Genomic DNA, 11303 nt, shown 5'->3' with positions numbered 1-11303 from the left:
GAGAACTACGGCGAGCAGCAGGGCATCACCCGCCAGCAGATGGACGAGTTCTCGCTGCGCTCGCAGCAATTGGCGGGCGAGGCGCAGAAGTCCTGCCGCCTGCAGGAGGAGATCGTGCCGGTGGCGCTCAAGGACCGCAAGGGCAATCCCACCGGCGAGAACTTCGAGAAGGACGACCACCTGCGCCCCGAGACCACCATGGAAGGCCTGGCCAAGCTCAAGCCCGCCTTCGGCAAGAACATCACCGCCGGCAACGCCTCGGGTATCGTGGACGGCGGCGCCGCCGTCGTGCTGATGCCGCTGGCCGAGGCCGAGAAGCGCGGGTTGAAGCCCATGGGCCGCCTGGTCAACTGGGGCATCGCCGGCGTGGACCCCAAGATCATGGGCCAGGGCCCGGTGCCGGCCTCCCGCATCGCGCTCCAGAAGGCCGGGCTCAAGCTCGACGACATCGACCTGGTCGAGGTCAACGAGGCTTTCGCCGCGCAGTACCTGGCGGTAGAAAAGGAATTGGGCCTCGACCGCAGCAAGGTCAACGTCAACGGCGGGGCCATCGCGCTGGGGCATCCTCTGGGCGCCACCGGCGCGCGCCTGGTGCTGACCCTGCTCTACGAGCTTCGCCGACGCGGTTCCAAGTACGGATTGGCGACCGCTTGCATCGGCGGCGGGCAGGGAATCGCAGTCATCGTGGAGAACTTGCAGCGCTCGTAATAAACATCCCGAGCGAAGCGAGGGAGCCCTATAGGAACGAGGATCTGTCGTGAAACCGCTCTTTTTCGTCTACATCCTCTCCAGCCTGAGCGGCACCCTTTACGTTGGTCTGACCGACGATCTTCCTCTCCGTCTGTCGCAGCACAAGAACGGCAGCTACGACGGCTTCACCAAGAAGTACGGCGTCGATCGGCTCATGTACTACGAGGCCTTCGGCGATTCGCATGCCGCCGCCGCACGCGAGAGGCAGATCAAGAAGTTCAGCCGCCATAAGAAGATCGCGTTGTTCAGGAGTTCTAACCCGCAGTGGAGGGATTTGGGCAAGGATTTGTATTCGCTACGGCGCAAGCAGGGGCTCACGCGGGCAGCTTCGTGACGATAGGGCTCCCTCGCTGCGCTCGGGATGTTTATTACAAATCGGAGTGATTGATATGGCTATCAAGAAGGTTGGAGTCTTAGGCTGTGGATTGATGGGCAGCGGCATCGCGCAAGTGGCGGCCACCGCCGGCTATGAGGTCACCGTGCTCGAGGCGGAGCAGCGCTTCCTCGACAAGGGCTTCGCCGGCATCGAGAAGTCGCTGGCCAAGTTCGCGGAGAAGGGCAAGCTCAAGGAACCGGCCGAGGCGGTGCGCGCCCGCCTGAAGGGCACACTCAAGAAGGAAGACCTGGCCGGCGCGGACCTCGTGGTCGAGGCCATCATCGAGAACGTGGAAGAGAAGAAGAAGATGTACGCCGCGCTGGACGCCATCGTGCAGAAGAGCGCCATCTTCGCCTCCAACACTTCTTCCATCTGCATCACCGAGCTGATGACCGCCACCCAGCGCACCGACCGCTTCCTGGGCCTGCACTTCTTCAATCCGGTGCCGCTGATGCAACTGGTGGAGGTCGTGCGCACCATCACCACCGACCCCAAGGTGTACGACGAGGTCTTCGCCTTCGCCAAGTCGCTGGGCAAGGTGCCGGTGCGCACCTCCGACAAGACCGGCTTCATCGTGAACCGGCTGCTGGTGCCGTATCTCTTGGACGCCATCCGCGCCTACGAAGAAGGCGTGGGCTCGATCGAGGACATTGACGTCTCCATGAAGCTGGGCTGCGGCTATCCCATGGGGCCGTTCACGCTGCTGGATTTCGTCGGCCTCGACACCACCTACTACATCACCCACATCATGTTCGACGAGTTCAAGGAGCGGCGCTTCGCCTCGCCGCCGCTACTGAAGCGCATGGTGCTGGCCGGGTGGTACGGCAAGAAGTCGGGCAAGGGCTTCTACGACTGGTCGAACCCGGAGAAGCCGATTGCCCAGGACGCTGCGCTGCGCAGCTAGCGCCACCCGCTACGCATGTCTGAGGTGATCTACGTGCGCTTGCGCGACGAAGAGACGGAATGCTGGCGCCCGGTGCACGCCGACCACCTGCGCGACGACGTCTACGAGATCACCGTGGACCAGGAGCCCCGGGGCGAGCGCTGGGCCTTTCCGCCGCGCGCCCTGGTGCGCTGCCGCCCGCACCGCTTCGACGACGGCACCCCCGGCCTGATTGCGTTCGAGCTGGCGGAGCCGCGAGAATAGGGTTCCCTCGTTGCGCTCGGGATGTTTATCATCACCCGCACCTGAATACGGAGAGGCACTCATGGAATTCCAGAACCTGAAGTTCGAGACCAAAGACCAGATCGCCTACGTCACCATCAACCGCCCCGACAAACTCAACGCCCTGAACATGGCGACCATGGAGGAGCTGCGCGCGGCCTTCACCGCCATCCGCGACGACGCTGCCGTGCGCGTGGCCATCGTCACCGGGGCGGGGGAGAAGGCCTTCATCGCCGGCGCCGACATCAGCGAACTCGCCAAGAACGACCCCGTCCAGGCCAAGGCCTACACTCACAAGGGCCAGTCGGTGCTCGACCTGATGGAGAACTGCGGCAAGCCGGTGATCGCCTGCATCAACGGCTACGCCCTGGGCGGCGGCTGCGAGATCGCCATGGCCTGCACCCTGCGCCTGGCCTCCGACAACGCCAAGCTGGGCCAGCCCGAGGTGAAGCTGGGCATCATCCCAGGCTACGGCGGCACCCAGCGCCTGCCGCGCCTGGTGGGCAAGGGCCTGGCCATGCAGCTGGTGCTCAGCGGCGAGCAGATCACGGCCCAGGAGGCCTACCGCATCGGCCTGGTCAATGAGGTCGTGCCCCAGGGCGAACTCATCGCGCGCGCCGAGGCCATCGCCAGGAAGATCATCGCCAACGCGCCCCTGGCGGTGCAGTACGCCATGGAAGCCGTGAACCACGGCCTGGACATGACCCTGGCCGAGGGCCTGTATCTGGAGGCCACGCTCTTCGGCGTCTGCTGCGCCACGGAGGACAAGCGCGAGGGCACCACGGCCTTCTTAGAAAAGCGACCCGCCCAGTTCAAGGGCAAGTAGGGCGCCGGCAATTGAGTAATCGGGTAATTGAGTAATCTGGCAATTCCAAGCCTGCCTGGCAATTACCCGATTACCAAATTACACAATTACCCAATTACCAAATTACACAATTACCCAATCTCTCCGCGCCCACGTGGTAGGTTTATTGTCGTGATCAAGTCACTCCACAAGTTGCTGGTGCCCAAGCGCGAGGCCGACTTCCACGCGCTGGCGGACTTCTTCGACGCGCTCGGGCTGGCGCGCGGCGAGGCCTGGAAGGGCCGCCGCAGCCAGGGCGTGAAGCTGGAGGCGCCCGAGGCCGGAATCGAGATCGGCCACGGCCATGGCTTCCCCGATGCCGACCTGGTCATCGAGGTGGACTCCGCCGACGCCGCCTACGAGCTGGCCCGGCAGCGCGGCTTGCACATCGTCAAGAAGATCGCCGATCAGGACTGGGACGCGCGCCTCTTCGTCGTGGAGATGCCGGCGGGCGCCGGCCGCCTCGCCGTCTTCTCCTATAACAAGGATTGGCGCAAGAAAGCTCCCGGCCCGGAAGGCAAGCTCGACGCCCGCGGCAAGCGCTTCGCCATCGTGGCCGGGCGCTTCAACGCTTTCGTCACCGACCGCCTTCTGGCAGGCGCGCTCGATGCCTTGCGCCGTGCCGGCGCCCAGGAAAAAGGCATCGTGACCGTCCGCGTCCCCGGCAGCTTCGAGATCCCTTCGGCGGCGCGCACCCTGGCCCAGAGCGGCAAGTACGACGCCATCGTCTGCCTGGGCTGCATCCTGCGCGGCCAGACCTCGCATTACGAGCACCTGGCCAACGAGGTGGCGCGCGGCATCGGGCAGTCGGCGCAGGAGACGGGCGTGCCTCACGCCTTCGGCGTCCTCACCTGCGATACCCTGGAGCAAGCCATCGACCGCGCCGGGCTGAAGAGCGGCAACAAGGGCTACGAGGCCGCGCTCTCGGCGGTGGAGATGGCGAACCTGAGAGCAGACGTCAGACGTCGGACGTCAGGCGTCAGCAGGAAACGTCGGAAGAAGAAGTGATGTCCCGCCATCGACGAACGACTAACGACCAACGACGATGACTGGCGACTGGCGACCGGGGACTGGCGACTGACCATGGGAACGCGCCGCAAATCCCGCGAGCTGGCGCTGCAAATGCTCTTCCAGGCGGACATGGGCAAGCAGGCGCCGGAAGAGGTCACGCGCACCTTCTGGAGCGCCCGCGGCGAGGTGGAGGAAGGCACGCGCGTCTTCGCCGAGGAACTGTTCCGCGCCGCCGGCCAGCGCTCGGCCGAGATCGACGCCCTCATCGAGCGCCACGCCGAGCACTGGCGCCTGGAGCGCATGGCGGCGGTGGACCGCAACATCCTGCGCTGCGGCGCCGCCGAGCTGCTGGCCTTTCCCCAGACCCCGCGCCCAGTGGTCATCAACGAGGCCCTGGAGATCGCGCGCAAGTTCTCCGCCCCCGAGTCGGTGCAGTTCATCAACGGGGTGCTCGATTCCATCGCCCGCGAGCTCGGCCAGCCGGCCGCGGCGGGGGGAGGGAAGCGCTCGTGACCTGGAGCGACGAAGCCGCCGAGATCGTGGAAGAGCTGCTGCGCGAATTGCCCCTGCCGGCGCGCGAGGCGGTCGAGCAGTCCACCCGCTTTCGCGCCGAGACGGCAGTGGAGGAAGGCGGGCGCGCCCAGGTCGCGCTCGAGGATGCGGTGCGCGCCTTCATCGAGTCCACGCCCCCGGACCTGCGCGAGCGCCTCAAGCACACCCTCTCCTACCGCGGCATCGATCCGGAGGACTTCGCCGCGGCCTTCTCTTCGTAGGAACAGTAGCCAGTAGCTGGTTGCTAAGGGAGAGCCGGGCGCGCCGGGGCCTTCAAGGACCCGATGACCCGATCCCCCGATCAAAACAAAAGCCCCGCTGGCAGCGGGGCTTTGTCGTCAAGAGATCCCCTAGGGCCGGATGGCCACCAGGTCCACCGCGATCCCCGCCGCCTGGTTGGGGAAGGTGATGGTGATGGGGGTCGCCGAGTCGGTTCCCGCGGTCAGGTCGATGACGTGCACCTTGCCGTCGCTGGCGCCCGCGTAGAGTGTCTTGCTGTCCAGCGTGACCCCGCCGGTGAAGGCATTGGCTCCCCCGGTGAGCGCGATGTGGGTCACGGCGTTCGTGCCCAGGTTCACCATGGTGACCTCAGCCAGATTGCTGGTGATGAGCGCTTTGCTGCCGTCCGGGGTGACGATGAGGGCGTTGGGCGTGAAGGGGACGCCGGTATTCACCGTGGTGAGCGCATCACTGAGCGTGGGCGGGCAGGCCGGCGGGGGCGGCGTGGTCGGGCTGGCGGTGATGATCTCCAGGTTGGGCGAATCCACCGCCGCCATGTTCAACGTCCCCGGCGCGCGCCGAATGAAGGTGGGCGTGGCCGCCGTGGCCACCGTGTCCTGCTGCGAATTGTCGCAGGTGGCGCGCACGGTCACGGGAGAGCCGCCGCCCGCCAGATAGGCGAATCCGCCAGTGCTGAGGAAGTTCACGTCGTTGGCGGCGCCCGCCAGCGCGATGGTGCGCAGCGCCAGGCCCGGTTGGAAGACGTAGAGCGTGCTGCCGCCCACGATGTAGGCCTTCAGGGAGTCGGGCGAGAAGTCCGCCGCCGCCGCGTTGGGGATGTTCAGGGTCTGCACCGTGTTGTTGGGCGGATTGAAGACGGTCACGTCCACGCCGGGGTTGGCCACGATCACAAAGTTCCCGTTGGGCGAGACCGCCAGGATCTTCCCCAGGGCGTTGGTGACCGTGCCACTGATGCTGTTGTTGCTCGGATTCAGGACCATCAGCCCAGCCGAGCTGCCCAGGTAGCCGGACGCGCCGGCGGCGTCGAAAGCCAGCGAGTTCGGCACCTGGTTGGCCGGCAGGGTGATGGCCGTGCCCGCCGTGTTGTTGTTGGTGGTGATGGGGACCACGCTGGTGCAGGTGTTGCTGCCGGCGGTGCTGCAGGCGGGATTGAGCAGCGAACTGGTGGCGTAGACGGTCTGCGCGGCCGCGGTGCCGGTCACCGTCCCGCTCACCACGTTGCTGTAGACGGGGGTGTTGAGCCCGTTGTTGCAGGTGGGAGGCGAGCAGGAGGCGGTGATGCCCACGCCGCCGGCGGCCACGCCCGTCACCAGGGCGTTGCTGTTGACGGTCGCGGTCGGCGGCGAGGACGAAGTCCAGGTCAGGGGAACGGTGACCACCGTCCCCAGGCTGTCGACTTCGTCGCCGGCCAGTTGCTGCGTCCCTCCCACCGCGATGGTGAACGTAGTCGCGGAGGAGGTGAACAGGTGTGCGCGCACCAAGACCACGGGGCAGGTGATGAAGTTCGAGGGAACGCTGTTGGTGCCGCCGGCGGTGGCGAACACCGTGGTCTGGCCCGGGTTGACCGCCGTCGCCGTGGCCAGGTTGAGGATGGCGGGGTTGCTGGTATTGGAGGCGATGGTGACCACGTTGGTGTCGCTCGACGCCCAGGTGAACGGGCCCACCGTGTTGGTGATGTCGGTGGCGCCGTTGAAGGCGGTGGCGCTGAACGCCGTGGTCAGCTTCTGCGAGTCGCAGTTCACGCTGCCCGGGTTGAGGGTGATGCTGGTGATGTGCTGGTGCACGTAGATGGTAGCGGTGGCGCTGAGCCCGGCCACGGTCGCGGTGATGGTGGCGGTGCCGGTGCTTCCGGGCGTGCACACCACCGGGGTGGTGGCGCTGTCCCAGCTTCCTGCGCACACCAGCCCGGGGCTGTTGCCCCCGCTGGCCACGCTGGCGATCGGGGTGGCGCTCGAGGTGAAGGTGATGGCCTGGAAGAGCACGACGCCATCGCTGTTCTTCACCGTAGCCAGCAACTGGGTGACGCCGCCCGGCTCCAGAGAAGCGGTGGTCGGCGTCAGGGTGATGGAAGCCGGCGTGTTGGGATTGTTCTTGTTGCTGCTGCTGCCGCAGCCCGTCAGCCCGGCTGACACCAGGAAAGCTCCGCAGATCGCTAGCACGATGATGGCCGACCGCCGCATGATTCCTCCCCGCCTGGCTTTCCGGCGGAACTTCGCACACCTGGTAGTGGGGAAATCGTTAAGTTTAACGGCTCTCGTCCCTTTCAGCAAGCCGATGAGGGCGCCCGCGTCCCCGAGGCGGCTCGCCGCACCCGCCCGGGCGCGAATCCAGTTGCCAGGGAGGCGTCCTTTCAGTACGCTCCCTGTCGGCCGAAGCTCCCGGAGTGTGCTCCATGGCCGAGTTTCCCCAGTCCGAACGTGGTCGCCGCGCCACCCGGGTGCGCATGCAGGCGCAGACCATCCGCATCGCGACCTCCCCACCGGTGAGCGGGGTGCTGCAGACGCTCTCCCGCACCGGCGGGCGAGCGGTGCTCACCGCCGCTGTCCCGGAAGGCGATCTGGTCGAGGTCGAGATCCAAACCGCCTGCTTCGCGATCGCCGGCTTAGTTGAGATGCTGGCACCCCGCTCCGGGGCTGCCGGACACGTGCAGGCATTTCGTTTTGTCGGGCTCAGCGACGAGGATGGCTCCCGCCTGCAGGAGGTCCTGCGCCTGGTCAAAGACCTGGGCAAAGGCGGCAAGGGGCGCTGACCCGGGCCTCCCGGGTTGACGTTGCGGAAGCGCGCTTGCTATAGTAGATGGGTTCCGCGAGTCCGGTTGAGCTTGCCTGGAGTTGTGGCTGAGCTGTGGTTCGTTCCGCCCGAGGACTGAAGTCGGGTCCGCTAGCAGGGCGCCCTCGCTGAAACGCACCTGCGCTGCCTCACGCCCGTCGTGAGGGTATGCAGGTCCGGGGCGACGAAACGGAGCATCTCCCGCAAGGGCTTGGGTGCCACCGTCGTCAGTCCACCTTAGAGGAAACCAACACTTTTCCTTGCCTGTCCTTGGGACGCGCGGGGAAAGCATGGTGCGGCGGCGCGCGATCCGCCCGGTTGTGGAGCGCGCGCCCGGCCCGCCAGTCCCGTTCGCGGGATTCCAGCACATGGCGCGTGGCGGGTGTGCGCGCCCAAGGAGCGGCATCGGTGCCTACATTCCATCAGTTGGTGAAGCAGGGGCGCTCGCGGGTGAACTACAAGACCGCCAGCCCCGCCCTGCAGGAGTGCCCGCAGAAGCGCGGCGTCTGCACCCGTGTCTACACGCAGACGCCCAAGAAGCCGAATTCGGCGCTGCGCAAGGTGGCGCGCGTACGCCTGACCAACGGCATCGAGGTGACCACCTACATCCCCGGCGTCGGCCACAACCTGCAGGAGCACTCCATCGTGCTCATCCGCGGCGGCCGCGTGAAGGATCTGCCGGGCGTGCGCTACCACGTCATCCGCGGCACCCTCGACACCGTGGGCGTCGCCAACCGCAAGCAGGGTCGCTCCAAGTACGGGGCCAAGCGGCCCAAGTAGAGTTTCCGAGGTTCTCTGAGCCATGCCTAGAAAAGGACATATCGCCAAGCGGGAGGTGGCCGCCGATCCGGTCTACGGCTCGACGCTGGTCACCAAGTTCGTGAACTCCATGATGTGGGACGGCAAGAAGAGCACCGCCCAGGGCATCTTCTACGACGCCATGAAGAAGCTGGAGGAGAAGGGCGGAGGCGAGGCGCTGAAGCTCTTCACCAAGGCGGTGGAGAATGCCAAGCCCCTGCTGGAAGTCAAGACCCGGCGCGTAGGCGGCGCCAACTACCAGGTGCCGGTCGAGGTCAATCCCGACCGCCGCACCTCGCTGGCCATCCGCTGGCTCATCACCTACAGCCGGGGCCGCGCCGAGAAGGGCATGACCGAGAAGTTGACCAACGAATTGCTCGACGCCGCCAACAACCGTGGCGCCGCCATCAAGAAGAAGGAAGACGTCCATCGCATGGCCGAGGCCAACAAGGCCTTCGCCCATTACCGGTGGTAAGAGAGATTGGGGAATTGAGCAATCGGGTAATTGGGTGATTCAGGAGCTGCGACGCAGCAGTTTTTCAATTGCCCGATTACACAATTACCAAATTACGCAATGGCTCGCGAAGTCCAACTCGAGCGGTGCAGGAACATCGGCATCATGGCCCACATCGATGCCGGCAAGACCACCACCACCGAACGTGTGCTCTTTTACACCGGGCGCACCCACCGCATCGGCGAGGTGCATGAAGGCACCGCCACCATGGACTGGATGGAGCAGGAGCAGGAGCGCGGCATCACCATCACCAGCGCCGCCACCACCTGTCTCTGGCGCGACGTCCGCATCAACATCATCGACACCCCCGGCCACGTGGACTTCACCGCCGAGGTGGAGCGCTCGCTGCGCGTGCTCGACGGCGCTTGCGCTGTCTTCGACGCCGTGCACGGGGTCGAGCCGCAGTCCGAGACGGTGTGGCGCCAGGCCGACAAGTACGGCGTCCCTCGCATCTGCTTCATCAACAAGATGGACAAGATGGGCGCCGATTTCGAGCACGCCATCGACACCATCCGCAAGCGCCTCAACGCCCGCCCCGTCGCCACCCAGCTCCCCATCGGCCAGGAAGACAAGTTCAAGGGCGCCATCGACCTGTTCGCCATGAAGGCCATCCTGTGGAAGGACGAAACCCTGGGCGCCGAGTTCGTCGTCGAAGAGATCCCCGAAGAGTTGAAGAAGAAGGCCTCCGCCTTCCACAACCAGATGGTCGAGACCATCGTCGAGAACGACGACGAGCTGCTGCACAAGTACATGGAAGGCGACACCATCACTCCCGGCGAACTCAAGGCCTCGCTGCGCAAGAGCACCATCGCCCTGAAGCTCTTCCCCGTGCTCTGCGGCTCCGCCTTCAAGAACAAGGGCGTGCAGCCCCTGCTCGACGCGGTGGTGGACTTCCTGCCCTCGCCCGCCGACATCCCCCCGGTCAAGGGCCACGATCCCGATCATCCCGAGAAGCTGCTGGAGCGCAAGGCCGCCGACAACGAACCCTTCTCCGCGCTCGCCTTCAAGATCATGACCGACCCCTTCGTCGGCCAGCTCGCCTTCATCCGCATCTACTCCGGCAAGCTCAAGACCGGCGACTCCGTCTACAACAGCCGCCGCCAGCGCTCCGAGCGCATCGGCCGCCTGCTCAAGATGCACGCCAACAAGCGCGAGGAGATCAGCGAGATCTACGCCGGCGACATCTGCGCCTGCGTCGGCCTGAAGAACATCACCACCGGCGACACCATCTGCGACGAGAAGCATCCCATCCTGCTGGAGTCCATCGAGTTTCCCGCTCCCGTCATCTCCGTGGCGGTCGAGCCCAAGACCAAGGGCGACCAGGAGAAGATGGGCGTTGCCCTCTCCAAGCTGGCCCAGGAAGACCCCACCTTCAAGGTCGCCACCGATCCCGACAGCGGCCAGACCATCATCAGCGGCATGGGCGAACTCCACCTGGAGATTATCGTCGACCGCATGATGCGCGAGTTCAGCGTCGAGGCCAACGTGGGCAAACCCCAGGTGGCCTACCGCGAGACCATCCGCAAGCCCGCCCAGGCCGAGGGCAAGTTCATCCGCCAGACCGGAGGCCGTGGCCAGTATGGCCACGTCAAGATCCGCCTGGAGCCCAACCCCGGCAAGGGCTACGAGTTCGAGAACGAGATCGTGGGCGGCGCCGTCCCCAAGGAGTTCATCAAGCCGGTGGACCAGGGCATCAAGGAAGCCCTGGAAGGCGGCGTGCTCGCCGGCTACGAGATGGTGGACGTCAAGGCCACCCTGTACGACGGCAGCTACCACGACGTGGATTCCAGCGAGATGGCCTTCAAGATCGCCGGCTCCATGGCTTTCAAGGAGGCCGCGCGCCGCGCCAGCCCGGTGCTGCTCGAGCCCGTGATGTCGGTGGAGGTGGTGGTGCCCGAGGACTTCGCCGGCGCCATCATCGGCGACCTCAGCTCCCGCCGCGGCCACATCTCCGGCATGGAGCACCGCGCCGGCTCGCAGGTCGTCAGCGCCATCGTCCCCCTCAGCGAGATGTTCGGCTACGCCACCCAGATGCGCTCCAACACCCAGGGGCGGGCCACCTTCTCCATGCATTTCGCCAGGTATGAAGAGGCCCCGCGCCAGGTGGCGGAGGAGATCATCGCCAAGGTGCAGGGCAAGACCGTGGGCAGGTAGCGAGGGAATGTAGCCCGGCACGAAGTGCCGGGGAGAGTCCGGTAGAGATTGACAGAGTCCCGCAGGGACGACTGACGGAGCAAGTTATGGCTAAGGAAAAATTCGATCGCACGAAGCCGCACGTGAACGT

13 protein-coding genes are annotated in these 11303 nt (G+C 65.8%); 12 read left to right on the top strand and 1 reads right to left on the bottom strand.

Going from position 1 to position 11303, the window contains the following annotated elements; genetic code table 11:
• From VEG08_00240 to VEG08_00205, 8 genes are all read left to right on the top strand, one after another.
• Window positions 1-708 (top strand): acetyl-CoA C-acyltransferase (locus VEG08_00240; protein ID HXZ26405.1); only part of this gene is annotated, 708 nt, incomplete at its 5' end.
• A 49-nt stretch (window positions 709-757) separates the two neighbouring features.
• The gene (locus tag VEG08_00235) at window positions 758-1084 is read left to right on the top strand and encodes a GIY-YIG nuclease family protein (GenBank protein HXZ26404.1); all 327 of its coding nucleotides are present in this window, start codon (window positions 758-760) and stop codon (window positions 1082-1084) included.
• Window positions 1085-1139: 55 nt separating this feature from the next.
• Entirely contained in the window at window positions 1140-2030 is an 891-nt protein-coding gene (locus VEG08_00230) for a 3-hydroxybutyryl-CoA dehydrogenase (GenBank protein ID HXZ26403.1), read from the top strand.
• A gap of 15 nt (window positions 2031-2045) precedes the next feature.
• Window positions 2046-2273 (top strand): hypothetical protein, encoded by a 228-nt coding sequence (locus VEG08_00225; protein HXZ26402.1) that lies wholly within the window; start codon window positions 2046-2048, stop codon window positions 2271-2273.
• Between the two features lie 61 nt (window positions 2274-2334).
• A complete protein-coding gene (locus VEG08_00220) occupies window positions 2335-3117 on the top strand; it encodes an enoyl-CoA hydratase-related protein (GenBank protein ID HXZ26401.1) in 783 nt (260 codons plus the stop codon).
• Between the two features lie 150 nt (window positions 3118-3267).
• Window positions 3268-4143: a 6,7-dimethyl-8-ribityllumazine synthase gene (gene ribH, locus VEG08_00215; GenBank protein ID HXZ26400.1), complete on the top strand. Its 876-nt coding sequence runs from the start codon at window positions 3268-3270 to the stop codon at window positions 4141-4143.
• Between the two features lie 75 nt (window positions 4144-4218).
• Window positions 4219-4659, top strand: a complete 441-nt coding sequence (gene nusB, locus VEG08_00210) for a transcription antitermination factor NusB (GenBank protein HXZ26399.1) — start codon at window positions 4219-4221, stop codon at window positions 4657-4659.
• The gene (locus VEG08_00205; protein HXZ26398.1) at window positions 4656-4919 is read left to right on the top strand and encodes a hypothetical protein; all 264 of its coding nucleotides are present in this window, start codon (window positions 4656-4658) and stop codon (window positions 4917-4919) included. The genes nusB and VEG08_00205 overlap by 4 nt, the downstream gene beginning before the upstream one ends.
• 129 nt (window positions 4920-5048) lie before the next feature.
• On the opposite strand, the gene VEG08_00200 is transcribed toward VEG08_00205, so the two are convergent.
• Window positions 5049-7118 (bottom strand): hypothetical protein, encoded by a 2070-nt coding sequence (locus VEG08_00200; protein ID HXZ26397.1) that lies wholly within the window; start codon window positions 7116-7118, stop codon window positions 5049-5051.
• Between the two features lie 212 nt (window positions 7119-7330).
• Between VEG08_00200 and VEG08_00195 the strand changes: the two genes are divergently transcribed.
• From VEG08_00195 to fusA, 4 genes are all read left to right on the top strand, one after another.
• Window positions 7331-7687 (top strand): hypothetical protein, encoded by a 357-nt coding sequence (locus VEG08_00195; GenBank protein HXZ26396.1) that lies wholly within the window; start codon window positions 7331-7333, stop codon window positions 7685-7687.
• A gap of 428 nt (window positions 7688-8115) precedes the next feature.
• Window positions 8116-8487 carry a 30S ribosomal protein S12 gene (gene rpsL / locus VEG08_00190; GenBank protein ID HXZ26395.1) on the top strand — a complete coding sequence of 124 codons (372 nt, stop codon included), beginning with the start codon at window positions 8116-8118 and terminating at the stop codon, window positions 8485-8487.
• Window positions 8488-8509: 22 nt separating this feature from the next.
• The gene (gene rpsG, locus VEG08_00185) at window positions 8510-8980 is read left to right on the top strand and encodes a 30S ribosomal protein S7 (GenBank protein ID HXZ26394.1); all 471 of its coding nucleotides are present in this window, start codon (window positions 8510-8512) and stop codon (window positions 8978-8980) included.
• A gap of 99 nt (window positions 8981-9079) precedes the next feature.
• On the top strand, window positions 9080-11173 hold the full coding sequence (gene fusA, locus VEG08_00180) for an elongation factor G (protein ID HXZ26393.1): 2094 nt from the start codon (window positions 9080-9082) through the stop codon (window positions 11171-11173).
• Window positions 11174-11303: the final 130 nt, after the last annotated feature.

This window comes from Terriglobales bacterium (genome assembly GCA_035624475.1).
Taxonomy (GTDB): domain Bacteria; phylum Acidobacteriota; class Terriglobia; order Terriglobales; family Acidobacteriaceae; genus DASPRL01.
The sequence above is the reverse complement of the archived record's forward strand: the minus strand, read 5'-3'. Positions and strand labels throughout refer to the sequence as shown.